This window comes from Shinella yambaruensis (assembly GCF_050859155.1).
GTDB lineage: Bacteria > Pseudomonadota > Alphaproteobacteria > Rhizobiales > Rhizobiaceae > Shinella > Shinella yambaruensis.
In genome coordinates this window covers 4058707-4083528 of the sequence record NZ_CP150638.1, presented here as the reverse complement: position 1 = coordinate 4083528, position 24822 = coordinate 4058707, and the positions used below count along the sequence as shown (strand labels likewise).

Sequence of the window (24822 nt, the reverse complement as noted above, 5' to 3'; positions counted from 1 at the left end):
TTTGCCCTCAGGTGGATCAGGAAACGGGGCTTGTCAACCGCCGGGGCCGGAACGCGCGACGATTTGATCGCCGCGCGTTGCGCGCTCAAGGCCGTTCGCGCACGTCCGCATGCACGGCATGGTGCGAGAGCAGCAGCACGACGACGAAGAGCACCGGCAGCAGGGCGAAGATGATGGAGAAGCCCGTATGCTCGGCGATGAAGCCGATGACGGAGGGTGCGAAGAGCGAGCCCGAATAGCCCATGACCGTCGCGACGGAGAGCGCCACGCCCTGCGCGAAGCCCGGCAGGTTGCCGGCGGCGGAAAAGGCGATCGGCACCATGTTGGAAATGCCGATGCCGCAGATGGCGAAGCCGAGGACCGCCACATAGGCATTCGGCGCCATGCCCGATACCACCATGCCGATCATCGCCATGACGGTGCAGAACCGCAGCGTCTTCACCGCGCCGAGACGGTCGCGCACATGGTCGCCGGCAAAGCGCATGGCGGCCATGGTGAGCGAGAAGGCACCGAAGGCGAAGCCGGAGACTGCCAGCGAGGCGCCGAGCTCGTCGCGCATGTAGAGCGCGCCCCAGTCGAGGATCGCGCCTTCCGGCACCATGGAGAACAGCGCCATGAGGCCGATCAGCCAGGGCAGGAGCGTCATCGGCAGGCGCACCTTCTGGCGCTCCTCGTTCGGGTGCGGCGCGTCGTGCAGCACGAAGGGCCAGGCAAGGCCGAGCGCGACGGCGCCGAGCGCGGTGAGCAGCGCCGCATGGCCCGTCACGCCGAGCGTCTCGATCAGGAAACCGCCGGTCGTGGCGCCGATGAAGGCGCCGAGGCTCCAGAAGGCGTGGCAGGACGACATGATCGCCCGCCGCATGGTTTTTTCGACCTCGACCGCATTGCCGTTCATCGCCACGTCCATCGCGCCCATCAGGCCGCCGAAGAGGAAGATGGCGAGCGCGCCGAGCAGGACGGTCGGAGCAAGGGAAAGCAGGATGAGGGTGGACAGGAAGAGGACCGCAGCGCCCTTGACCGTGCGCGTCGTGCCGTAATGGGCGATCAGGATGCCGGCGATCGGCATCAGCACGAGCGAGCCGATGCCGAAGCACATGATCATCAGGCCGAGGCCGGATTCGGAGAGCGACAGGCGGCTGGCGAACTCCGGGATTTTCGGCGCCCAGGCGCCGGCGAAGGTGCCGTTCAGCAGGAAAAGGCCGGAGACGGCCAGCCGTGTCGGGGGAAAATGGGTTCTCGCGAAGGCGGTGCCTTTGATGGCATTTTCGGGCGTCGTCATGGGAGGTCCGTTTCAGGATTCTGGGAGGGGCGCCTATCCGGCCTGCAGGATGTCGATGCCGGCGGCGGCGAGCGCTGCCGCCTCGGCCTCGCCCGCATCCGCTTCGATCACGGCGCTTGCCACGCGGGCAAGGGGGGCGACCGAATAGGGGGCTGCGGTGAAAAGCTTGTCGTTGGTGACGATGACGATCACCGTCCGGCTGCGCGAGGCGACGAAGCGTTTGAATTCCGCCTCCTCGAAACTGTCGGCGGTGACGCCGGCCTCCGGATCGATGCCGCAGACGCCGAGCACCAGGATGTCAGGCCGAAGGGCCTCCGCATCGCGCATCGCCTTGGCGCCGATCGCCGCGCCCGAGCGCGCATCGATCAGCCCGCCGAGCTGGATCGTCGCGATGTCGCGCTCGAGAAGCGCCGCGGCGATGGCCGGCCCGTTGGTGGCGACGGTGAGGCCGGAGGCCGTCGGCAAGGCGCGGGCGAGCGCGACATTGGTGCTGCCGGCATCGAGGAAGACGGTGGTGCCGGCAGGGATGAGCCCGGCGGCCGCGCGGGCGAGCGCCGCCTTGCGCGCGCCGGCAATCGCCATGCGCTCGTTCATCGTGGTGGAAGCGTGCGTCATGCGCAGGGCCCCGCCATAGACCCGGCGGCAGAGGCCGGAGGCCGCCATTTCACGCAGGTCCCGCCGGATCGTGTCTTCCGACACGCCGAGCTCCTGTGCCAGTTCCGCCGCGATCACCCGCCCCGAAAGGTCGAGCCGCGCGCGGATCAGGTCTTGCCGTTCCCCGAGCAGAAGAAGGTCTTGTCCCGACATCGTCGAATCCAAACATGCACGATTGCGTAGCAATGCGCATGAATCGGCAGGAACGTCAATGAACGGGGATGATCACGTTTGATTGCCGGGCGAAACGGCGCGATCTTGCAGCGTGGGTCCCGTGGCCGTCCCGGGACCCTGAGGTCAGCCTTGCCGTCAGGCGTAGGCGAAATCCGTGGTCTTGCTGACCAGCACGGCGCGCAGCTTCTCCAGCGCGCGATTCTCGATCTGGCGTACACGCTCCTTGGAAATGCCGAGCACGGCGCCGAGTTCCTCGAGCGTCGCACCGTTTTCCGCCAGCCGCCGGGCACGGATGATCTTCATCTCGCGTTCGTTGAGCTGGCCGAGCGCGGCATGCAGCCAGTGATGGCGGCGTTCGCCGTCGATGCTGCCTTCCGCCTGTTCGTCGGGAAGGGGGGCGTCGCTGGTGAGAAAGTCGAGCCGGTTCGAGCCCTCACCCTCGGCGGAGGAGATCGGCGCCTGAAGCGAGACATCGGAGGAGGAAAGACGGGCATCCATGGTGCGCACGTCGGCGGTACTGACGCCGAGCGCGGCCGCGATCTCCTGGTGCATCGCCTCGGCGGTCAGATGGATGTCGCCGCGGGCAAGCCGGGCGCGCAGGCGCCTGAGGTTGAAGAAGAGCGCCTTCTGCGCCGAACTGGTGCCGCCGCGCACGATCGACCAGTTGCGCAGCACGTAGTCCTGGATCGAGGCGCGGATCCACCAGCTGGCATAGGTGGAAAAGCGCACCTGCCGTTCCGGCTCGAAACGGGCGGCGGCTTCCAAGAGACCGATATAGCCCTCCTGCACGAGATCACCGAGCGGAAGGCCGAAGTTCCTGAACTTTCCGGCCATCGAGACCACCAGCCGCATATGGGCCATGGCGATGCGGTTGCGGGCTTCCTGGTCCTTGTTGTTCTTCCAGGCCTGGGCCAGCGCCTGCTCCTCGTCCCGTTCGAGATAGGGCGCGGACATTGCGAGCTTGATCATGCGGCGGTCTGCGGTCGTCGTAGCCATGGCGGGTCTCTCCACGTAAACCGAACCGGCGCAAGCAGGCCCATTCCTGCTCCTGGCCTTGCGCCCTGCTTGACGATGACGTTTCGGAAAGACCAACGGATCACTCGAAAACGGTTTTCGAGAAAATAAAGTGACCAAGCCACCCCGCCGGCCGCCCGAAGCCGGATCGTCCTCGATCGCCAAACGGCCTGCCGCCGGAAAAGTTCCAATAAAAAACCCGGCTGTTGCCAGCCGGGCTTTAAAATCGGAAGCGCTGCCCTAGATCAGGCGGCTTCGTCCTGCGAGTCGTCCTCTTCGATCGCCTTGCCGCGCTTGGGGCCCTTGGCAAGGTTCGTCTCGACGAGGCGGACGGCCTCGGTTTCCGACATCTTGTTGACGGCGGCGATTTCCCGGGCCATGCGGTCGAGCGCGGCTTCGTAGAGCTGGCGCTCGGAATAGGACTGTTCCGGCTGGTTTTCCGCACGGTAGAGGTCGCGGACCACTTCGGCGATCGAGATCAGGTCGCCCGAATTGATCTTGGCATCATATTCCTGCGCGCGGCGCGACCACATGGTACGCTTCACGCGGGCCTTGCCCTGGACAACCTTCAGCGCGCGGTCGACGAAATCGGTCTCCGACAGTTTGCGCATGCCGATCGAAACGGCCTTGGCAACCGGCACCTTGAGACGCATCTTGTCCTTTTCGAAATCGATGACAAAAAGCTCAAGCTTCATGCCGGCGACTTCCTGCTCCTCGATGGCGACGATCTGGCCGACGCCGTGAGCGGGATAGACGATCGATTCACCGGTCTTGAAGCCCTGGCGCGTGGAAGATTTCTTCTGCTGGGTCGTCATTCTGTTCAAATACTCCCTGTTACGCTCCCGGCATGGCCGGGTGGGTCCGGGGACCCGGGAAAGACGGGGGGCACCGTTGCGGTGTCACCACTCTGGTCCGTCCGCCATGCGCAAAAAGGTCCACTGCGACGCGTTCACATTTGAGCAACCGGGGCTGCCTATGGGAGGTGAGCGGCGTTGAGGGATCGTTTGCTTTCGTGGTGGTGTTCGGGCACGCAAAATGCCGCGATGTGGATCAGTATCGGGACCCTACCACAAAAAAGTGCCGAAATCAATAATTTGCTTCGCATGGGTCATCAAGCCTGTCCCATCGCCTTTTGGCGGGAGCAGGTCTTTTTCCCCAGCTTCGGTTGCCGCCCTGCGCGGCGATCAATCGCCCTGGCCCGGATTGGGAGAGAAGTACTTCTCGTACTTGCCTTCCTCGCCGTCCATTTCCTTCGCTTCCGGCATCGCGTCCCGCTTGACCGTGATGTTCGGCCAGACGGATGCGAATTCCGCATTGATCTGCAGCCACTTGTCGAGGCCCGGCTCGGTATCCGGCTTGATCGCCTCGGCGGGACATTCCGGTTCGCAGACACCGCAATCGATGCATTCGTCGGGGTGGATGACGAGGAAATTCTCCCCCTCGTAGAAACAGTCGACGGGGCACACTTCCACACAGTCCGTGTACTTGCAGCGAATGCAGTTGTCGGTCACGACATACGTCATGAGGAACTCCAGAAACGTCATAAGGCGGGCGCGGACGAGGCCGTCCGTCACCACAGAACCCGTTACGCGACCGGCTTGCCGGACAGGAGAGGCCGCGCGCATCGAGGGCCGTCCGGTGGCTGAGGTAAAGGCTTTGCGGGCGGTTTGCAAGCGTAATACATGCGCTGCCGGGCGCATGCGAGGTATAGAATTCTAATCCTCGTCGTCGCCGGGAAAACCGTGCAGGCGGTCGGTTTCGCGGCGTTCCCGCTTGGTGGGCCGGCCGGCGCCGCGCTCGCGTGTCGCCTGCTCGAAGAGCGAGCGCTCCTCGCGCGGCGGCGGGGGCGGCGTCATGTCGCTGTAGAGAAGGCGGGCTTCCTCGTAGGGCCCGCGGCGTTCGCCGGCCTGCAGCACCTTCACCACCATGTCGTGCCGGTCGAGCGAGAGCACCACGACATCGCCGGGGCGCACCATATGCGATGGCTGGCGGATGTTCTGGCCGTTGACGCTGACATCGCCCGCTTCCACGGATTTCGCCGCCAGCGAGCGCGACTTGCGCAGCCGCGCGAAGAACAGCCATTTGTCGATGCGCTGTCGCGCCTGACCTGCCGGCTGTTCCTCGTCGCGCGCCATCGGCTTACTTCTTCAGCTGCTCCTTGAGCGCCGCAAGCTTGGCGAAGGGCGAATCCGGGTCGATCGGCTTTTCCTTGCGGGGCGGCCGGGCCTCGAATTTCGCCTGCTGCGGCTTGCCGCCGCGATCGTTGCGATCGGGGCGATGCTCATTGCGATCGGGGCGATTGCCGCCCTGCGGCTTTCCGTCGCGGCCCTTGGCCTGGTCCGGACGGCCGCGGCCGCCGTCGCGCCGCTCGCCGCGCTCCCCGGCCGGCTGGCCACGATGGCGCTCGCCGCCACGACGCGCCCCCTGGCCCTGGCGATCGCCCTGCCGTTCCCCGCCGTGGCGGTGGCCCTGGCGCTGGTTGTCATGGCGCGAGCCCGGACGCCAGAGCAGCACCGGCTTGGCTTCGGCCGGCTCGCCTTCGGCGGCGGCTTCCGCCGCTGCCGGTGCTTCCGCGGTTTCGGCGGTCTCGGTGGCCGGGGCTTCGGCCGGGGCGGCCGATGCCTCTGCGGCGACGGCCGGGGCCTCGGTTTCGCCCTCCGCCGCATCGGCGTCGTGTTCGTCGGACACTTCCGTATTTGCTTCGGCGGGCGCTGCGGCGGCGGCATCGGCCGGAGCCGGGGTCGCGGCGGCAAGATGGGCGGCGACCTCCTCGGCCTTCACGCTGTCGGCACGGTAGCCGAGACCCTTGAGGATCTCTTCCATGTCGTCCGGCGTCGCGCCGAGGATGGAGAGCATGGCGGTCGTCGCCATGAAGCGGCGGCCGTCATAGGCGCCCTCGGGGCGCGGCGTGCCCGGCTTCCACTGCAGCAGCGGGCGGATGAGGTCGGCAAGGCGCTCCAGGATGTCGATGCGCACGGCCCGCTTGCCGAGGAAGCGGAAGCCGGCGAGCTTGTAGAAGGCGCGCTCGAAGCTCGGATCGGTGACGACGGAGGTGCGGCCGGCGGCGAGCACCGGGATGAGGTCGCCGTAACCCGGCTTGTCGAGGCCGTCGTTCTTCAGCGCCCAGAGCAGGGTGATGAGCTCGGCCGGGGCCGGCTTCAGGAGCGCGGGCATGAAGATGTGGTAGGCGCCGAAGCGGATGCCGTGCTTGCGGATCGAGGCGCGGGCTTCCTGGTCGAGCGACTTCACGTCCTCCGCCACGTCGCGGCGGAAGAGCACGCCGAGGTTTTCGACGAGCTGGAAGGCGAGGCCCTTGGCGAGGCCCTGCAGGTCTTCGGCGCGCGAAAGGTCGTCGAGCGGCTTCAGCACGGTCGCGATGTGATGGTTCACGAAACGCTCGATGCGGGCGGCGACGTGGTCGCGCGCATTGCCGGTCAGCTGCTCGTCGGAGAGCAGGATGACGCGCGGGCGCATGACGTGGTCGCTTGCCGCCAGGCGCGCGACGGGATCGCCGAGCCAGCGTACGGTGCCGTCGGAGCCGAGCGCGAGATCGCTGTTGCCGGCGGCGTGCAGGCGTGCGGCGCGGGCTTCGAACTCCAGCGCGAGCGCCTTCTGCGCAGCCGCCTGCACGGCCTTCGCATCGGGACCTTCCGTTCCGGAGGCCAGCGTAAACCGGAAACCGGCCAACTGCCCGACATGATGTCCCTCTACGAAGACATCGCCATTCACACTGATTTCAGCTTCCAGCATCGCATTCTCTCTCAGGCGCTTCATGAGCACAGATGTCCTGCGATCAACAAAGCGTTTCGTCAACCGTTCATGTAGCGCATCGGACAATCGGTCTTCGATTTCCCGCGTCTTTTCCTGCCAGTGTGTCGGATCGGCAAGCCATCCGGGCCGATTCGACACATAGGTCCATGTCCTTATCTGTGCGATTCGTGCCGAAAGCGTGTCGATCTCGCCATCGGTTCTATCGGCGCGGCGCACCTGGTCGGCCATGAAGTCTTCGTTAACCGTGCCGCGTTTTATGAGGTCCGCATAGAGCGTCGAGATGAGGTCGGCGTGCTGGGCGGGGGTGATGCGGCGGTAGTCGGGAAGCGCGCAGGCCTCCCAGAGCTTTTCGACACGTTCCGGCGTCGTCGCGAGATCACGGACGTCAGGGTAGCGTGACAGGTGCTCCAGCGCCTGCTGGTCGACGGCCGGCAGCGCCCGCGTCAGCCCGCCTATCGGCGGCGGCGCATCGAGCGACTTGCGCAGGTTTGCAAGAGACGAATAGTCGAAGCGGGGCGTGCGCCATTGCAGGACGCGCACCGGGTCGAACTGGTGCGTCTCGATGCGCTTGACCAGCTCGTCGTCGAAGGGATCGACGCGGCCCGTCACGCCGAAGGTGCCGTCGCGCAGGTGCCGGCCGGCGCGGCCGGCGATCTGGGCGAGCTCGGCGGGATTGAGGTTGCGGAACTGGTAGCCGTCGAACTTGCGGTCCTGGGCGAAGGCGACATGGTCGACGTCGAGGTTGAGGCCCATGCCGATCGCATCGGTTGCGACGAGATATTCGACGTCGCCCTCCTGGTAGAGCGCGACCTGAGCGTTGCGGGTGCGGGGGCTAAGTGCGCCGAGCACCACCGCCGCCCCGCCCCGCTGGCGGCGGATCAGTTCGGCGATCGCGTAGACCTCGTCGGCCGAGAAGGCGACGATAGCCGTGCGCTGGGGCAGGCGGGTGATCTTCTTGGAGCCGGAATAGAAGAGCTGGGAAAGCCGCGGGCGCTCGACGACGTTGAGGCCCGGCAGCAACTGTTCGAGGATCGGCTTCATGGTGGCGGCGCCAAGCAGCAGCGTCTCGTCGCGGCCGCGCAGATGCAGCACCCGGTCGGTGAAAATGTGGCCGCGTTCGAGATCGCCGGCAAGCTGCACCTCGTCGATCGCGACGAAGGAGGCGCGCGTCTCGCGCGGCATCGCCTCCACCGTGCAGACCGAATAGCGCGCCATGTGCGGCGTGATCTTCTCCTCGCCGGTGACGAGCGCCACATTGTGCTGGCCGACCCTGTCGACGAGGCGCGTATAGACCTCGCGCGCCAAGAGGCGCAGAGGCAGGCCGATGATGCCCGTCTCATGTGCCACCATGCGTTCGATTGCGTAGTGGGTCTTGCCCGTATTGGTCGGGCCGAGCACCGCGGTGACCCCGCGGCCGCTCAAGATCATGGGTGCTTGCGACAAGTCACGCCCCGGCAGGTTTCAACTCTCGCCGGACGCATCCGGCAGGCAACAGATGCCCATCGAGGCGGACAATGGCAAGGGGCAAGGCGAAAAGCGCCGCTTTTCTCCAGCATTGAACGGCGCCTGGAACAGTCTGCGAACAAATCGGAGACGAATCGCTGACATGGGATGATTCAGGGTTTGTTCACCACAATGGACTGGCGGGGTTGGCTGCGGCGCCACGAAATACCGAATCGCATCAAGGATTAAGCGCGATGCGGCTGCGCCCTGATGGGCCGACCGGCGCGAAGCGAAGTCGCGAGCGGCCATGATTCCATCTTCCCGTGTCGGACCGTGACCGCTTCGTTCGTCCTTGAGGCGTGACAAGCGGAGACAAGCCAGATGAAGATCCATTTCAGCCGTAATCCCAACCCTCGCCTGACGGTCGCTGCGGCCCGGTTCTTGGACGCCGACGTCGAATTCGAGTTCGCCGCTCCCCGTGCCCCGGGCCAGGCGGAGCGTTACATTTCACTCAATCCGAACCTGCTGTTGCCAATTCTGGAATTGCCCGGCCGGACATTGTGGGAGAGCGATGCCATCGTCTGCTGGCTCTCCCGCAGCACCGGTTCGAACTTCTGGCGGACGGACGACGAGGAACCGGACATGATCCGCTGGATCAGTTGGGCGAAGGAAAACTTCGTCAAGGCATGCGACATCGTGCATTGGGAGCGCGGCACGAAACAGCGTTACGGCTTCGGCCCTTGCGACGAGCGGATGGTTGAAGAGGGACTGCAGCAGTTTCACAAGGCCGCCGCCATGCTGGAGAGCGAACTGGCAAACCGTGCATGGCTCGTCGGCGATGCGGTTTCCTTTGCGGATTTCCGCATGGCGACGTTTCTGCCGTTCAACGACGCCGCCCGGCTGCCGCTTACCGAATATCCCGCGATAGAACGCTGGAACGAGCGGCTCGAAAAGTTGGATGCGTGGCGCGATCCCTTTCAGGGACTGAACGCACCCGATTTGCCGCCGCTGCCCGGTTAGGGCGGTCCTCTCCTGGAGATGTGCGCCGTATCGCCGGTCAAACCGGATGGTCGCGCAGGTCCGCGCCGTCCCAGCCGCCGCCGGACTCGTAAAGCGGGAAAACCTCTTCCGTGAGGTATGGCCCGCCGCCGACGGATTCCTTCGAGGACATCAGCACGAAGCGGTTCACCGTGAAGGGGGCGGTGTGGAAATTGCCGCGACCGGAAAGGTAGTGGGCGACGTCCTCGATGCGGGCGTTGCGCAGGCGGGCGAGCGTGACGTGGGGCGTGAACTTTCGCGGATCGGCGGGAAGGCCCAGGCGCTGGCAGATGCGCTCGATTTCGCCCTGGAGGGCGTACATTTCCGGCGCCTGCGTCACGCCGGCGAAGACGGAATGCGGCTTCTTCGAGCCGAAGGAGCCTAGGCCCGACAGGGCGAGCTGGAATTCCGGGCGCTCGATGCGGTCGAGCTTGTCGACCACCTCGTCGGCGGTGCGGCCGTCGATATCGCCGATGAAACGCAAGGTAATGTGGAAGTTCTCGACATCGATCCAGCGGGCTCCGGGAAGTCCGCCTCTCAGCAAGGAGAGGCTCATGGCAGCATTGCGCGGCACTTCGAGGGCGACGAAAAGTCTCGGCATGGCGACTTCTCCCTGCTGGAATGTACTGTCAGCGAATCACGCAATGGATTTTTGCGCAACCCTTATTTCGCACCCGCGAAAACTACTCCTTCGCCGGTATCGATTTGATGAACGCTTCGGCGGCCGGAAGCATCGTCGCGACCATCACGTCCACCCCCTCGGAATTCGGATGCATGCCGTCGTCGAGCTGCAGGTTCGCCTTGGTGACGACCCCGTCGAGGAAGAACGGATAGAGCGCGGCGCCATGCTTTTCCGCCATGCGCCGGTAGATGCCGTTGAAGCGCTCGCCGTAGTCGGGGCCCATGTTCGGCGGAGCCAGCATGCCGGCAAGCAGCACCGCGATGCCGCGCTCCTTGAGGCGCGTCAGCATGGCGTCGAGGTTCTTCTCCGTCTGTTCCGGCGGAATGCCGCGCAGCGCGTCATTGGCGCCGAGTTCCAGAATCACGCCTTGCGTGCCCTCGGGGATCGACCAGTCGAGCCGGGCAAGGCCGCCGGAGCTCGTGTCGCCGGAAACGCCGGCATTGGCGATCTCGACCTCGTAGCCCTTTTCGCGCAGCGCCTTCTCCAGCTTCACCGGAAAGGCGTCCGTCGCGGGTAGCTGGTAGCCGGCCATCAGGCTGTCGCCGAAGCCGACGAGCTTCACGGGCTCCGCCCGGGCGGCATTCACGGATAACAAAGCTGTGATTGCAAGTGAGGCGAAAAATCCAAGCGCCGCTTTAAACGACATGTCGCTGATCCTAGATTGCTGGCATTCCAGTTGCTTCAAGACATATAGGGCAGAATTCCTTGGCCAAAACCATCATCGATCTCAAAAAAGCCGATCTCACCCTCGGCCGGGCGGCCGCCTCCGTTCATGTGCTGAAGGGGATCGACCTTTCGATCGAGGGGGGCGAATCGGTCGGCATCGTCGGCCCGTCCGGCTCCGGCAAGTCGACGCTCCTGATGGTGCTGGCCGGGCTCGAACGGCTGGACAGCGGTGAGATCCATATCGACGGCGCAGGCCTGCACGGCATGACCGAGGACCAGGTGGCCGATTTCCGCGGCCGCAATATCGGCATCGTCTTCCAGTCCTTCCACCTCATTCCCAACATGACGGCGCTGGAAAACGTCGCTGTGCCGCTGGAGCTCGCCAATGTGCGGGACGCCTTCGAGATCGCCCGGCGGGAACTGACGGCGGTCGGCCTCGGCGAGCGCCTGTCGCACTATCCCGGCCAGCTTTCGGGCGGCGAGCAGCAGCGCGTGGCGATCGCCCGGGCGCTCGCGCCCTCGCCGAAACTGCTGATCGCCGACGAGCCGACCGGCAACCTCGACACCGAGACCGGCCGGCAGATCGCCGATCTTCTCTTCGCCAAGCAGGCCGAGCGCGGCATGACGCTGGTGCTTGTGACGCATGATCCCTCGCTCGCCGCCCGGTGCAGCCGGCAGGTCGCCATGCGCTCCGGCGAGATCGTTTCCGGCGCGGCGCCGATCAAGGCGACGCTGGCCGAGGCGGTGCCGGCATGAGGATCGGCACGGTCCTGAGACAGTTTCCGCTGGCGCTTCGCTTGGCACTGCGCGAAATGCGCGGCGGCCTCAAGGGGTTCTACATCTTCCTCGCCTGCATCGCGCTCGGAACGGCGGCGATCGCGGGCGTCAACTCGGTGTCGAGCGCCATCGCCCAGGCGATCGCCTCGCAGGGGCAGAGCCTGCTTGCGGGCGACGTGCGCTTCGAATTCAACAACCGCTTCGCGACCCCGGAAGAGCTGAAGCACTTCCAGGGGCTGGGCGATGTTTCCCTCTCCTCCAGCCTGCGCTCCATGGCGCGCCTGCCCGACGGGTCCGACCAGACGCTGGTCGAGGCGAAAGGCGTCGACGGAGCCTATCCGCTCTACGGCACGCTGGAGACCAGCCCGCAGCAGCCGTCCGCCGCGCTCTTCGCCAGGGAGGGGGAGAGCTACGGCGCGGTCGTCGCGCCGCTGCTGCTCGACCGTCTCGGCATTGCCGTCGGCGACGAGATCCTGCTCGGCACGGCCCGGCTGAAGGTGACGGCGACGCTGGTGCGCGAGCCCGACGCGGTTTCGGAAGGGTTTGGCTTCGCGCCGCGGCTGATGATCTCGGAAGAGGCCATGCAGGCGAGCGGTCTCGTGCAGACCGGCAGCCTCGTGGAGAACGCCTATCGCATCCGGCTTGCCGATGCCGGCATATCGCTGTCCAGGGTGCGGGCGGACGCCACGAAAGCCTTCCCGCAGGCCGGCTGGTCGATCCGCACCTCCAACAGCGCGGCGCCTTCGCTCACCAACAACATCACGCGCTTCTCGCAGTTCCTGACGCTGGTCGGCCTGACGGCGCTGATCGTCGGCGGCGTCGGCGTTGCCAATGCGGTGCGCGCCTATCTCGATTCCAAGCGCTCCGTCATCGCCACCTTCAAGTGCCTCGGCGCGCCGGCCTCGCTGGTGGCGCTGGTCTATCTTGCGCAGATCGCGCTGATCGCCGCGGTCGGCATCCTGATCGGCCTCGTGGCGGGCGCGCTGATGCCCGTGGTGGCGATGGGCTTCCTCGACGACGTGCTGCCGGTGCCGGCGGAGGCGACGATCTATCCCCCGGCCCTGTTGCTTGCCGCCGTCTTCGGCCTCCTGACGGCGCTGGCCTTCGCCATCATGCCGCTCGGCCATGCCCGCGAGGTGCCGGCGACGGCGCTCTTCCGCGAGCAGGGTTTCGAGGCCGGCCGCCTGCCGAGCTGGCCCTATGTCGCGGGCGCGGCGCTGCTTCTTGCGGCGCTGGCCGGGCTTGCCATCGCCACGGCCTATGACCGCTACATCGCCGTCGTCTTCCTCGGGGCGATCGCCTTCGCCTTCGTCGTGTTGCGCGTCGTCGCCATGCTGATCACCGCGGTCGCGAAACGCAGCCCGCGCGTCAATTCGCCCGCCTTGCGGCTGGCGGTCGGCAATATCCACCGGCCGGGCGCGCTTACCGCGTCCGTCGTGCTGTCGCTCGGCCTCGGCCTTGCGCTTCTCGTCACGCTGACGCTGATCGACGGCAACCTGCGGCGAGAACTGACCGGCAACCTGCCGGAGCGCGCGCCGAACTTCTTCTTCGTCGATATCCAGGGCAGCGAGCTCGACGGGTTCCGCACCGTGCTGCAGGCGAACATGCCCGACGGCAAGATCATCGAGGTGCCCATGCTGCGCGGCCGCGTCATGGAGCTGAACGGCGTCGAGGTCTCGAAGGTCAAGGTGCCGCCGGAGGGGCAATGGGTGCTGCGCGGCGACCGCGGCATCACCTATGCCAAGCGCACGCCGAAAAACTCCACGCTTGCCGAGGGCGAATGGTGGCCGGAGGATTATTCCGGCGAGCCGCTCGTCTCCTTCGCCGCCGAGGAGGGCCGCGAGCTCGGCCTCAAGATCGGCGACAGCGTGACGGTCAACGTGCTCGGCCGCAACATCACGGCGCGCATCGCGAACTTCCGCAATGTCGAATGGGAATCGCTGTCGATCAACTTCGTCATGGTCTTCTCGCCGAACACCTTTGCCGGCGCGCCGCATGCTTGGCTGGCGACGGTGATCGACCCGCAGGCGACGGCCGGGCAGGAGGCGGCGACCTTGAAGGCCGTCACCAATGCCTTCCCGACGATCACCAGCGTGCGCGTCAAGGATGCGCTCGACGTGGTCAACGAGCTGGTCGGCCAGCTCGCCACCGCGATCCGGGCGGCGGCTGCCGTCGCGCTCATCGCCTCGATCCTCGTGCTCGCCGGGGCGCTCGCCGCCGGCAACCGGGCGCGCGTGCACGATGCGGTGGTCCTCAAGACGCTGGGTGCGACGCGCGCCACGCTGATCCGCGCCTTCAGCTACGAATATCTGATGCTCGGGCTGGCGACGGCGGTCTTCGCGCTCTTCGCCGGCGGGGTGGCGGCCTGGTTCGTTGTGAGCCGCATCATGACGCTGCCGTCGAGCTTCCTGCCGGACGTGGCCGTCATGACGGTCGTCACGGCGCTCGTCATGACCGTCGGCATCGGCCTTGCCGGGACCTGGCGCATCCTGGGGCAGAAGGCCGCGCCCGTGCTGCGCGAGCTCTGACATCGGCAGGATCCGGGCTCCCGCAGGGCGCGCGGGTCTTGTACGAGACACAATTCATGCGCATATTGAGTGCAGGCAAGCTGGAGCCCCGCAGCGGCTGCCCGGATCCCTTGCGCCGGACCCTCGGCGAATAAACGGGAACCCGACACCGTCACCACGAGGGGGCTTTACGAGAGGAAAACATGGCTGATCTCCGCAACTACCAGACCCGAACGGCCAATGCCGGCGCTCAGGCCGGTGCCGTCATCGACGAGGGCCTGCGCGCCTATATGCTCCGGGTCTACAACCTGATGGCCCTGGGTCTCGCGATCACCGGTGTCGTGGCGTATTTCGCCTCGCAGGCCGCCTTTGCCGGTGGCCAGCTCACGAGCTTCGGTTATGCGATCTATGTGAGCCCGCTGAAGTGGGTCGTGATGCTCGCCCCGCTGGCGCTGGTCTTCTTCCTGAGCTTCCGCATCCATACGATGAGCGTTTCAGCCGCGCAGACGACCTTTTGGGTCTATGCCGGCCTGATGGGCCTGTCGCTGTCGTCGATCTTCCTGATCTATACCGGCGCGAGCATCGCGCAGACCTTCTTCGTCTCCGCCGCCGCCTTCGGCGCGCTGTCGCTGTTCGGCTACACGACGAAGCGGGACCTGTCCGCGATCGGCTCGTTCCTGATCATGGGCCTGTTCGGCCTGATCATCGCCTCGCTCGTCAACCTGTTCCTGCAGTCCTCGGCGCTCGACTTCGCGATCTCCGCGATCGGCGTCCTGGTCTTCGCAGGCCTGACGGCCTGGGACACGCAGAAGATCAAGGAAATGTATTTTGAAGCCGACGACGTCGCCGTGGCCGGCCGCAAGGCCATCATGGGCGCGCTGACGCTCTACCTCGACTTCATCAACCTCTTCCTGTTCCTGCTGCGCTTCCTCGGCAACCGCGAGTAACGCCAAGCCGGATGGATGGCTGAATGAAAGAACCCCGCCGGAGACGGCGGGGTCTCACTTCGAAGAGAGACAGTCCGCCAAACCTCTCCTCCGTCATGGTCGGGCTTGACCCGACCATCCACGATCCGGGGCACGCCGGTGGATCCTCGGCTCAAGGCCGAAGATGACGTCGGGGGTGAGGCGAGGTACGTAAACAAACAGAAACCCCGCCGTTTCCGGCGGGGTTTCTGTTTGGCAAGATGCCTATTCGCTGATGATCTTGAACTTTTCGCCGGGGCGGACGGTGCTTGCCGCCGTCATCGCGTTGATCAGGCGGAAGAGGTCGAGCTTGCGGTCCGTGCCCATCATCCGCCCGGCGAGCGAGGCGACGGTGTCGCCCGCCCGCGCCGTGACGACGCGCACGCGCAGCGGCTTCAGCGAGGCGACTTCGGGCGGCGTCAGCTTGCGGAACGAGGCCCTGAGGATCGCCGCGGTCGGCTCCAGCGCCTTCGAGCCCACCGGTACCGCGGTCAGGAAGCGGTAGATCTGGTTGTCGATGCGCACGACCGTGACGTCGAATTCCCAGCGGTCGGCCGCCGCCTTGGCCGTCGCCGCCTCCAGCCCGTTGATCGTGATGGGCTGGATCGTCTCCGGCCGAAGGCCGGTCACCCAGCCGCTCGAAATATAATTGACGAGGTTCTGCTTGCGGCTGTCGGCGACGCCGTCGAAGCGGATCGCGACATCCCCGGGACCCGTCGCCAGCACCGCATCAGCCTTGTTGTCGATCTGGAAGCCGGCCGGCACGTCGAAGCGGATGCCGAGCTTGCCGTGCAGGAAGGTCTGGCCGCGCACATAGCCCTCTTCCGGCGCATCGCCGTAGAGCAGGCCGTCGATGCCGGCGAGGTAGTAGTCGCGGCCGCGGTCGCCGATCGAGCCTTCTGCGCCGAAGGCCCGGGCATGCAGGCGCGCCAGCTCCACGCGCTGCGGCGCGTTCGGGTGGCTCGACAGGAAGTCGAGGCTCTGGTCGGAATCGGGATCGACCGCGGTGAAGCGGGCATAGGCCGCCATGGAATCGAGGAAGCGCGCGGCGGCATAGGGATCGTAGCCCGCTTCGCCAAGCATGCGCACGCCGATGACGTCCGCCTGGAGTTCCTGGTTGCGCGAGAAGGCGGCAAGGCGCAGCTTTCCGCGCGCCAGGGCCTGCTTGCCGGCGATGTTGCTGGAAAGCACCTCGGCCACGACGCGGCTGGCGATGACCTCGGCCTCTTCCTTCTTCTGGCGCTCGATGCCGTGGTTGGCGGTGACGTGCGCCATTTCGTGCGAGAGCACGGCGGCGACCTCCGAGGCGTCGTTGGCGAGCGCCAGCAGGCCGCGGGTGACGTAGAGATAGCCGCCCGGCAGCGCGAAGGCGTTGATCGCGGGAGAATTCAGGATGGTGATGCGGTAGGACTGGTTCGGGTTTTCCGAAACGAGCGTCAGCGCGCCGGCAATGCGGGCGACGAGCCGCTCGGTCTTGGCGTCCTTGTATTCGCCGCCGTAGCTCGCCACGATGCGCGGGTGCTCGCGGGCGCCCATCTGGGCGCGCGGGTCGTTCTTCTGCACCTCTTCGACGATCTGCGGATTGGACGAGGGCGAGATCGTCGGCTCATAGGTCTGCTCGATGATCGACTGGCAGCCTGACAGCAGCGTGCCGGCAAGCATCAACGCCGCAAGGGGCTTCAAAACCCCGCGTCCGCATACCATTGCAGCTTCCTGCGTTGCTCTCGCCATATCTCTTGCCCACAGCCCGAACCGGGTCCTCGAATGGATGAGATAGACGCACCATACCTGGCCGGCAACTCCCGATTCGACAAACGCTTCCCTTGTGGCTCCGGTGACACAGGGGGGCGTCCAAATTGTGGCGTGCCGCCGGGATGCCCTGCCGGCCGTGCTGCTAAAGCGCGGAATGACCGAGGAATTTTGCAACGGCCGGCGGTTCGCGCCGCGAGAGGAAATCGCCGGCGGGCTCATCGAGAAGGATCGCGCCCGCCTCCAGAAACATCACCCGGTCGGCCAGCCGGCGGATGTCTTCCGGCTGATGCGTGATGAAAAGCATCGTGCTCTTCGTTTCGTCGCGCAGTTCCGCCAGAAGTTTCGCCATCTCCGCCCGCATGGCCGGATCGAGCGCGGCGAAGGGTTCATCGAGCAGCAGGATCGGCCGGCGCCGCACGAGGGCGCGGGCGAGCGCCACGCGCTGCCGCTCCCCGCCGGAGAGCGAGCCCGGCAGGCGCCGCTCGTAGCCGCCGAGGCCGACGCGCGCGAGCGCCGTGAACACGCGCTGGCGCGCCGGCGCGTCCAGCCGCAGCGCTGGATCGATGCCGAGGCCGACATTGTCGGCGATCGTCAGGTGCGCAAAGAGGTTGTTGTCCTGGAAGATGATCGAGACCGGCCGTTCCGCGGGGTCCCGCCCTGCCATGTCTTCGCCGAGCAGCCGGACATCGCCCGAAGCTGGCGCCTGGAAGCCGGCGATCACGTTGAACAGCGTCGATTTTCCCGCGCCCGAGGGGCCTGCTACGGCGACTGCGGCGCCGGCGGGAATGGCGCAGTCGAAGGAAAGCCGCTTCTCCTCGAAGCGCACGGTGACGTCGGTGAGGCGGATGGCAAGGTCAGGCATCGGCGCTTTGGCTTTCGGTCGGGCGCTCCGCCGTGGTCGAGGGTAGCGTCAGGAGAAGGCATATCACGCCGAGCAGCAGCGCGATGCCGGCGGCGTCCGCCGTGCGATAGCTCGCCATGCGGGAGAAAAGCAGCCAGGGCAGGGTGACGAAGCCTTCCGCGCCGAAAATGGCGACGGCGCCGAGATCGCCGAGCGACAGCGCCATGGCGAAGGCGAAGGCCGTTAGCAGCGGCTTCTTCAGGGCCGGCAGGTCGATCCATCGCAGGCGATGCAATCCGGTGACGCCGAGGCTGAGCGCGAGCCGCGCGGTGCGCGCAAGATGGGTGCGATAGGCCGGCTCCAGCACGCGCACGACGAAGGGCAGCGCCATCAGCGCGTTGAGGACGGTGACGACGGCGGGGGCGAAGCGCCCGGTCTCGCCGAAAGTCCTCAGCACGAGGAACCAGCCCGTGGCGACGACGACCGGCGGCACGAGCAGGATGAGCGAGCCGACTGCCGGCAGTGCGCGGCCCATCAGCCGCGTCGCGATGCCCGCCTCGCCCGTTTCGGCAAGTCGCGGCACGAGCACGATGGGCAGCGCGATCGCGAGGCTGAGGCAGGCCGAGGCGAAGGAAATGGCGAGGCTGGTAAGGAGCGCCCGGTGCAGCAGCGGATCGAGCGCCAGTCGGACGAGATCGGCGGAAAGGCCCGAGACGAGGGTGGCGGCGAGCGGGGCGGCGGTGAAGAGGGTGAAGAGAAGGATGACAAGGCCATCGGGGAGGCGGCGCCCGCGGCCGTCGAAACGGCGGATGGCGCGGCCCGCCGTCATGCCTTCCTCGGGCGGGCGGCCGAACAGCGAGATCAGCCAGAGCAGGCTTGCCGTGACGAGGATTTGCAGGAAGGCGAGCAGCACGGCGCGCTCGGGGTCGAAATCGAAGCGCAGCGCCTGGTAGATCGCCACTTCGATCGTGGTCGCCGCCGGTCCGCCGCCGAGCGTCAGCACGATGGTGAAGCTCGTCGCGCAGAGCATGAAGACGAGGCCGGCGATGCCCGGCAGGACCCGCCGGATCACCGGCCATTCGATGAGCCGGAACACCGCGCCGCCGCCCATGCCGAGATTGGCGGAGGTCAGCCAGTATTCCGCCGGAATGCGGTCGAGGGCCGCCAGCAGGAAGCGCGCGGCGAGCGGCAGGTTGAAGAAGACGTGGGCGATCAGGATGCCGGCAAGCCCGTAGACGCTGAACGGGCTCTGCAGCCCGGCAAGCCCGAGCAGGTCGTTGACGACGCCCTGCCGGCCCCAGATCTCGATGACGCCGAGCGCGGCGACCAGCGCCGGCAGGCCGAGCGGTACGACGGACAGCCGGATGATCCAGACGCGACCCGGAAAATCCCGCTGCCGGGCGAGCGCCCGGGCGACGGGAATGGCGAGGAGGACGGACAGCAGCGTGGAGAGCGTCGCCTGCAGCAGCGTGAACCGCGCGACGCGTCCGATATAGGCATCGAGGAGCGGCGCGCCGGCGCCGGGGCCGGCATGGGCGAGAAGCACGGCCGTCGCCGCGCCGACGAAGGCGAGCACGGTGCCGAGGGCGAGGCCCCCGGCGACACGCAGCGTCCGTCGCTCAGTGCGGGCGAAGATCACGCTACCTGGCGCTCATCGCCGCCAGCCATTCGTCGATCCAGGCCTTGCGGTTGGCCGCGACCTCGTCCGACGGCATCAGGAAGGTCTTTTCCGGCTTCACCAGCGCGTCGAAGGCGGCCGGCAGCGGGTTCTTCGTCTTCGCGGCCGGCATCATCCAGTTGGTCTCCGGGATGATCGACTGGAAGTCCGGGCCGGTCATGAAGGTCAGGAATTGGCGGGCAAGGTCCTTGTCGTCGGCGGTGCGCGTCAGGCCGGCGACCTCGATCTGCACGTAGTGGCCCTCGGAGAAGGCGGCGGCCTTGTAGCGCTCGCTCTGTTCCGCGATGACGTGGTAGGCCGGCGAGGTCGTGTAGGACAGCACCATCGGCGCCTCGCCCTTGGTGAAGAGGCCGTAGGCTTCCGACCAGCCGGGCGTGACGGTCAGCACGCGGTCCTTCAGCTTGCCCCACGCCTCGCCCGCCTTGTCGCCATAGACCGACTTCACCCAGAGCAGGAGGCCGAGACCCGGCGTCGAGGTGCGCGGATCCTCGATGACGATCTTCTGCGAGGGATCGCCCTCGACCAGCTCCTTCAGGCTCGCCGGCGGGTTCTTGAGCGTCTCGCTGTCATAGACGACGGCGAAATGGCCGTAGTCGTAGGGCAGGAACGTATCATCGGAGAAACCGCCGGGCACGGTGAGGTCCGCCGGCGAAAGGCCGTGCACCTCGAAGAGGCCGGTCGCCTTGGCCTCGGTGATCAGGTTGGTGTCGAGGCCGAGCACCAGGTCGGCCTTCGTGCCCTCGCCTTCGAGTTTCAGGCGCGTCAAAAGTTCGACGCCGTCGGCGACGCCGACCCACTCGACGGTGCAGCCGCAGGTCTTCTCGAAGGCTTCCTTGACCTTGGGGCCGGGGCCCCATTCGGCGACGAAGCTCTCATAGGTGTAGACGGTCAGCGTCTTTTCCTGCGCGAGCGCGGGAAAGGCGAGGGAAACGGCGAGTGCCGCGATGGTGGAAAGAGAAGTCTTGCGCATCCGCGCCTCCTTGCTGTTCACAAAACGGGAGTAGGGCGCTGGATGTGCCGTCTAATCCCTCCGCCGGTACGAGCCGGATCAGGTTCTTCGGGTTGGCGAAACCGCCTCTCAGCCGGAGGAAAGAACCCCGGGCACCCCGTTAGAGCAAGGCAAGGCATAATCCTGCGCGAGGCGGCGCGCAAGGGGCAAGCGGAAGGCCGGTGCTGGCGCCAGGCTTGGTTCGATGACACACATCACCCCGCCTTCTGTCGTCATCCTCGGGTTTAACCCGAGGATCCATGCGTCATCCGCGACTGTGGATGGTCGGGTCAGGCCCGACCATGACGGAGGAGAGGTTGGCGGACTTCGCCAATAATCCTAGGGCTCGCGCAAGCGCGACTTGTCCATTCGGCCTCAAAGGCCGAAGGCGTCCTTGAACTGGTACCACCAGGAGCCGATGGTGGAATATTGCGCGCGGAACATGCGCCCGCCCGGGAAGGGGATCCAGGGCAGTTTCTCGAACTGGCTGAAACGCGAGAGGTCGCCGTCGATCGCCTCGCTGAGGATGCGGCCGAAGAGATGCGAGCCGGTGACGCCGTGGCCGCTGTAGCCATGGGCGAAATAGGTGTTCTTGCCGATCTTGCCCATCTGCGGCACGCGCGAGAAGGAGAGGGCGAAATTGCCGCTCCAGGCATAATCGATCTTCAAGCCCTTCAACGAGGGGAAGACCTTTTCGAGGTTCGGGCGAATCTTAGCCCTGACGTCGGCCGGGTCCGTGCCGCCGTAGACGGTGCCGCCGCCGAAGATCATGCGCTTGTCGGCCGACAGGCGGAAATAATCGAGGATGTAGCGCACGTCCTCCACGCACATGTCGCTCGGGATCAGCGCATCGGCGCGCTCGGCGCCGAGCGGCTCGGTGGCGATCATCTGGGTGGAGACCGGCATGACGCGCGAAACCAGCTTCGGCACGACATGGCCGAGATAGGCATTGCCGCAGATGACGGCGACATTTGCCGTGACGCTGCCCTTCGTCGTGTGGATGACGGGCTTTTCCGCCTCGTGCTCGACGCGGGTGACGGGCGACTGCTCGTAGATCACGCCGCCGAGCGTCTCCAGCGCCCTGGCCTCGCCAAGCGTGAGGTTGAGCGGGTGCATGTGGCCGCCGGTCGTATCCAGCATGCCGCCGATATAGGCGTCGGTGTTGACGAGCTTTCGCATCGCCGCCTTGTCGAGCATCTGGTGGTCGTCCATGCCGTAGCTCTTCCACAGCGCCTTCTTGTGCTCGAGGTCCTTCATGTGGGCAGGCGTGTAAGCGGCGTAGATGTTGCCGTCCTTTAGGTCACAATCGATATCATACTGCGAGACCAGGCGGCGGATGATCCTGCCGCCCTCCTGCACGAGGCCGCCGACGAAGGCGCCGGCCTGATCGCCGTAGCGGCGCTTGATCGTGTCGAGACTGGCATTGAGGCCGTTGACGATCTGGCCGCCATTGCGCCCCGAAGCGCCCCAGCCGATGCCCGCCCCCTCGACCATCACCACCTTGTAGCCCTTTTCGGCAAGGTGGATGGCGGTGGAAAGGCCGGAATAGCCGGCGCCGAGCACGGCGACATCGGCCGTGACCGCGCCCTCCAGCACCTTCGGCGTGCGGATGATATTGCGGGAGGCGGCGTAGTAGCTGTCGGGATAGGCGCCGTTGCCGGCATAGGAGGCATTGTTGGCCATCAGACGATTTCCAGATAGGCGCTGAATTCGAAGTCGGTCACCTGTTCGGCGAAACCGGCGATTTCCTGCCGTTTGCAGGCGATCAGCATGGAGCGGAGGTCCGCGTCGAAGATCTCGGAGACGATCGAGCCGTTCTCGAAGGCGGTGACGGCCGAACCCCATTCCGAGGGAATGCGCGGCAGCTGCGATTGATAGGCGCGACCCGAAACTGGCGCCGGCGGCTCCCAGGTGTTGCGGATGCCGACGAGGGCGGCGCCGAGAATGCCGGCCATGACGAGGTAGGGGTTGGCGTCCGCGCCGGCGACGCGGTGCTCGATGCGCCGCGCCTTGTTGCTGCCGCCGGGAATGCGGATGGCGGCGGTGCGGTTCTCGTAGCCCCAGGAGACGGAGGTCGGCGCGTGCGTGTCGGGGCGCAGGCGGCGGTAGGAGTTGAAGTGCGGCGCGAAGAGCAGCGTCGATTCCGCCATGCCGCGCGTCAGGCCCGCGACGGCGTGTTTCATGATGTCGGAGCCTTCGGGCGTGCCGTTGTCGAAGACGTTGTTGCCGTCTTCGTCGATCAGGCTGAAATGCATGTGCATGCCGCTGCCCGAGCGCATGCCGTAGGGTTTTGCCATGAAGGTGGCGGCAAAGCCGTGCTTGCGCGCGACGCCCTTGATGATGCGCTTGAAGAACAGCGCGTCGTCGGCGGCCTTCAACGGGTCGTCGGAATGCATCAGGTTGATTTCGAACTGGCCGATGCCGTTTTCCGCGACGGCCGAATCCGCCGGCACGTTCTGCCGCTCGCATTCCGCATAGACATCGGAGAAGAACTGGCCGAAATCGTCGAGCTCGTCGATCGAGAGGATGGCGTCGGAATCGAGCCGCTTGCCGGTATAGGGCGAGATCGGCGGCTCGGCATGGTCGGGCTCGGCGTCGATCAGGTAGAATTCCATTTCCGAGGCGACGACGGGGCGCAGGCCCAGTTCGTGGTACTGCCGGACGATGTTGGCGAGCGCCTGGCGCGGATCGGCGAGGAAGGGGGTGCCGTCCTCCTTGAACAGCCAGAGCGGCACGACGGCCGACGGCTTCAGCGTCCAGTTGACGGGCAGCGCGCCGCGGCCGGTCGGGCTGCAGATGCCGTCCATGTCGCCCGAGGCGAAGACATGGCTGGAGCCGACGATATCCTCGCCCCACACGTCCACGCCCACGATGGACAGCGGCATGCGGATGCCGCCCTTCAGCACCTTTTCCGCCTGCCCGACGGGCACGCGCTTGCCGCGCAGGATGCCGTTCAGGTCGCAGACCACGGCCTGGATGCTCTCCACGCCGTCGGCATTGATCAGCCAATTGGCATCGTCGTTCGGAGTCATGGTTCCCTTCCGTATCACATAATTATTTTTGTGATCACATTTTCAAAATATGCACACTTTCTTGTCGGGGGTCAAGCTGCTAGAACCTGTCACAAAGCATAGGATAGCATCTGGCAGCCTTTCGTGGAGGGATGGATTGGGCAACTTGGCGCTTGAGCCGCTGGACCGGCCGGAAGGCATGACGACGCATGAATATGCGCATCGGCGCCTGCGCCAGGCCATCATGGTCGGCTCGATCCGGCCGGGGGAATCGCTGACGATCCGCGGCATCGCCGAGGCGATGGAGAGTAGCCCGACGCCGGTGCGCGAGGCGCTGCGCCGCCTTTCCTCCGAAGGCGCGCTGCGCGTGCTCGACAACAGGCGCATCATGGTGCCGCGCATGACGGCGGACCGGTTCAGCGAGCTCGTCTCGCTGCGCTCGGTGCTGGAGCAGCACGCCGCCCGCCGGGCGGTGCCGCACATCACGGAGCGCCGGATCGACCGGCTGGAAGAGATCGACAGGGCGCAGGACGAGGCGATCGCCCGCAAGGACAATGCCAACGCGCTGCTGCTGAACCAGGAATTCCATCGTGCGCTCTACACCGCCAATCCCGAGCAGGTTATCCTGCCGATGGTGGAGAGCATCTGGCTCCAGCTCGGCCCCTTCCTCGGCATCGCCATGGAGCATGTCGCCCAGCTCTATTTCGTCGATCGCCACCAGGAGGCCATCGCCGCGCTGCGCAAGCGCGACGAGGACGCCGTCGCGGCGGCGATCAAGGCCGATATTTCCGAAGGCATCGGCGGTTTCGAGCGGGCGGCGATCGAGAACCTGCTGCGGCTCGCCGGGCAGTAGCCTAGTTCACGCTCACCGTGTCGCCGCAAGACACCTTGCCCGGCGCGACGACCTTTGCCAGCACGCCGAAGCCGCCGCCGCCGTGTTTAGCAATCGCATGCAGCACATCCTTGTCGAAGGGGATGCCCGGCTGTCCAAGGGCGGTGAAGGCGCAGCGCGGGCAGGGCTCGGTGATCTCGACGACCGTCTCGCCGATGCCGAGCCTTCGGCCGACGAGACGCTGCTCGACGAAATCGGCATCGCCGTCATCGGTGCCGATCAGGATGTTCGGCCGAAAGCGCCTGGTATCGATGACGGCGTCCGGCAGCAGCGCTTGCAGGCGTGCCAGCGAAGACGTGGTCAGGATGTGCAGGTGCCCGCGATCGTAGCGCGGCGCGGCATCCGCCGCGCCGAAACACAGGAACCGGACGGGAAATCCGAGATGATCCGAGGCAACCCTGTCGGCCGACGGCGAGGGAACGCCATGCCATGTCATGGCGTCGAGGCTTATCTCCGGCCTGTCGGCTTCCAGCCGGGAGCGAAGCGCCGGGACAGGTCTCCAGCGCTTTTCCTTTTCCGGCGCCGCGACGGCTGCGCCGTCCGCTTCGAAAAGACCCCATTGCCGGTCTCCGACAACGCCGGTGTCGTCGATATCGACGGTTTCGAGCCGCTCGCCGGTCAGAGAGCTGACCGGATAACGCCAGAGTTCGCTTGCCACGCCAAGCCGCATCCCGCTTCCTTTCGAAGGTC

The 24822-nt window shown here is 66.3% G+C and carries 21 protein-coding genes and 1 riboswitch; of the genes, 5 read left to right on the top strand and 16 right to left on the bottom strand.

Features of this window, described 5'->3' with window-relative positions; translation table 11 throughout:
* Window positions 1-85 precede the first annotated feature (85 nt).
* From WMC41_RS19915 to WMC41_RS19885, 7 genes are all read right to left on the bottom strand, one after another.
* Window positions 86-1279: an MFS transporter gene (locus WMC41_RS19915; protein WP_432345906.1), complete on the bottom strand. Its 1194-nt coding sequence runs from the start codon at window positions 1277-1279 to the stop codon at window positions 86-88.
* A gap of 33 nt (window positions 1280-1312) precedes the next feature.
* Window positions 1313-2086, bottom strand: a complete 774-nt coding sequence (locus WMC41_RS19910; protein WP_432345904.1) for a DeoR/GlpR family DNA-binding transcription regulator — start codon at window positions 2084-2086, stop codon at window positions 1313-1315.
* Window positions 2087-2242: 156 nt separating this feature from the next.
* A complete protein-coding gene (locus WMC41_RS19905) occupies window positions 2243-3103 on the bottom strand; it encodes an RNA polymerase factor sigma-32 (RefSeq protein WP_244769187.1) in 861 nt (286 codons plus the stop codon).
* Between the two features lie 263 nt (window positions 3104-3366).
* Window positions 3367-3936 carry a CarD family transcriptional regulator gene (locus WMC41_RS19900; RefSeq protein ID WP_119257839.1) on the bottom strand — a complete coding sequence of 190 codons (570 nt, stop codon included), beginning with the start codon at window positions 3934-3936 and terminating at the stop codon, window positions 3367-3369.
* Between the two features lie 369 nt (window positions 3937-4305).
* Window positions 4306-4644 carry a ferredoxin FdxA gene (fdxA, locus tag WMC41_RS19895; RefSeq protein ID WP_425314253.1) on the bottom strand — a complete coding sequence of 113 codons (339 nt, stop codon included), beginning with the start codon at window positions 4642-4644 and terminating at the stop codon, window positions 4306-4308.
* Between the two features lie 192 nt (window positions 4645-4836).
* Window positions 4837-5256: an RNA-binding S4 domain-containing protein gene (locus tag WMC41_RS19890; RefSeq protein ID WP_272807049.1), complete on the bottom strand. Its 420-nt coding sequence runs from the start codon at window positions 5254-5256 to the stop codon at window positions 4837-4839.
* 4 nt (window positions 5257-5260) lie between these two features.
* A complete protein-coding gene (locus WMC41_RS19885) occupies window positions 5261-8320 on the bottom strand; it encodes a helicase-related protein (RefSeq protein ID WP_432345901.1) in 3060 nt (1019 codons plus the stop codon).
* A 396-nt stretch (window positions 8321-8716) separates the two neighbouring features.
* Here WMC41_RS19885 and WMC41_RS19880 point away from each other — a divergent pair, with 396 nt between their 5' ends.
* The gene (locus WMC41_RS19880) at window positions 8717-9355 is read left to right on the top strand and encodes a glutathione S-transferase family protein (RefSeq protein ID WP_432345899.1); all 639 of its coding nucleotides are present in this window, start codon (window positions 8717-8719) and stop codon (window positions 9353-9355) included.
* A 37-nt stretch (window positions 9356-9392) separates the two neighbouring features.
* Here WMC41_RS19880 and thpR read toward each other — a convergent pair whose 3' ends face one another.
* Window positions 9393-9974, bottom strand: coding sequence for an RNA 2',3'-cyclic phosphodiesterase (gene thpR, locus WMC41_RS19875; RefSeq protein WP_064331857.1), 582 nt, complete (start codon window positions 9972-9974; stop codon window positions 9393-9395).
* A gap of 82 nt (window positions 9975-10056) precedes the next feature.
* Window positions 10057-10701 carry an arylesterase gene (locus WMC41_RS19870; RefSeq protein ID WP_133034468.1) on the bottom strand — a complete coding sequence of 215 codons (645 nt, stop codon included), beginning with the start codon at window positions 10699-10701 and terminating at the stop codon, window positions 10057-10059.
* Between the two features lie 59 nt (window positions 10702-10760).
* Here WMC41_RS19870 and WMC41_RS19865 point away from each other — a divergent pair, with 59 nt between their 5' ends.
* The 3 genes from WMC41_RS19865 (at window position 10761) to WMC41_RS19855 (ending at window position 14952) form a co-directional block, all read left to right on the top strand.
* Window positions 10761-11477: an ABC transporter ATP-binding protein gene (locus tag WMC41_RS19865; protein WP_244769193.1), complete on the top strand. Its 717-nt coding sequence runs from the start codon at window positions 10761-10763 to the stop codon at window positions 11475-11477.
* Window positions 11474-14026 (top strand): ABC transporter permease, encoded by a 2553-nt coding sequence (locus WMC41_RS19860; protein ID WP_432345897.1) that lies wholly within the window; start codon window positions 11474-11476, stop codon window positions 14024-14026. Before WMC41_RS19865 ends, WMC41_RS19860 begins: the two co-directional genes overlap by 4 nt.
* 182 nt (window positions 14027-14208) lie before the next feature.
* Window positions 14209-14952: a Bax inhibitor-1/YccA family protein gene (locus tag WMC41_RS19855; RefSeq protein WP_244769195.1), complete on the top strand. Its 744-nt coding sequence runs from the start codon at window positions 14209-14211 to the stop codon at window positions 14950-14952.
* Window positions 14953-15195: 243 nt separating this feature from the next.
* On the opposite strand, the gene WMC41_RS19850 is transcribed toward WMC41_RS19855, so the two are convergent.
* The 6 genes from WMC41_RS19850 to WMC41_RS19825 all read right to left on the bottom strand — a co-directional run bounded on the left by WMC41_RS19850 (window position 15196) and on the right by WMC41_RS19825 (window position 23261).
* A complete protein-coding gene (locus WMC41_RS19850; RefSeq protein WP_244769196.1) occupies window positions 15196-16674 on the bottom strand; it encodes a M48 family metalloprotease in 1479 nt (492 codons plus the stop codon).
* Window positions 16675-16864: 190 nt separating this feature from the next.
* Complete coding sequence (gene thiQ, locus WMC41_RS19845; RefSeq protein WP_288081155.1) at window positions 16865-17584, bottom strand: thiamine ABC transporter ATP-binding protein; 720 nt, start codon at window positions 17582-17584, stop codon at window positions 16865-16867.
* The gene (thiP, locus tag WMC41_RS19840; RefSeq protein ID WP_432345894.1) at window positions 17577-19202 is read right to left on the bottom strand and encodes a thiamine/thiamine pyrophosphate ABC transporter permease; all 1626 of its coding nucleotides are present in this window, start codon (window positions 19200-19202) and stop codon (window positions 17577-17579) included. Before thiP ends, thiQ begins: the two co-directional genes overlap by 8 nt.
* Before the next feature lies 1 nt (window position 19203).
* Window positions 19204-20211: a thiamine ABC transporter substrate binding subunit gene (thiB, locus tag WMC41_RS19835; protein ID WP_432345892.1), complete on the bottom strand. Its 1008-nt coding sequence runs from the start codon at window positions 20209-20211 to the stop codon at window positions 19204-19206.
* 38 nt (window positions 20212-20249) lie between these two features.
* Window positions 20250-20360, bottom strand: a riboswitch (TPP riboswitch).
* A 244-nt stretch (window positions 20361-20604) separates the two neighbouring features.
* On the bottom strand, window positions 20605-21912 hold the full coding sequence (locus WMC41_RS19830) for an NAD(P)/FAD-dependent oxidoreductase (RefSeq protein ID WP_432345890.1): 1308 nt from the start codon (window positions 21910-21912) through the stop codon (window positions 20605-20607).
* A complete protein-coding gene (locus WMC41_RS19825) occupies window positions 21912-23261 on the bottom strand; it encodes a glutamine synthetase family protein (RefSeq protein WP_432345888.1) in 1350 nt (449 codons plus the stop codon). Before WMC41_RS19825 ends, WMC41_RS19830 begins: the two co-directional genes overlap by 1 nt.
* Window positions 23262-23439: 178 nt before the next feature.
* Between WMC41_RS19825 and WMC41_RS19820 the strand changes: the two genes are divergently transcribed.
* Complete coding sequence (locus WMC41_RS19820) at window positions 23440-24093, top strand: GntR family transcriptional regulator (RefSeq protein ID WP_244769419.1); 654 nt, start codon at window positions 23440-23442, stop codon at window positions 24091-24093.
* Window position 24094: 1 nt separating this feature from the next.
* Here the strand turns inward: WMC41_RS19820 and WMC41_RS19815 are convergent, their stop codons facing one another.
* A complete protein-coding gene (locus WMC41_RS19815; RefSeq protein ID WP_432345886.1) occupies window positions 24095-24802 on the bottom strand; it encodes an MOSC domain-containing protein in 708 nt (235 codons plus the stop codon).
* Between the last annotated feature and the right edge of the window lie 20 nt (window positions 24803-24822).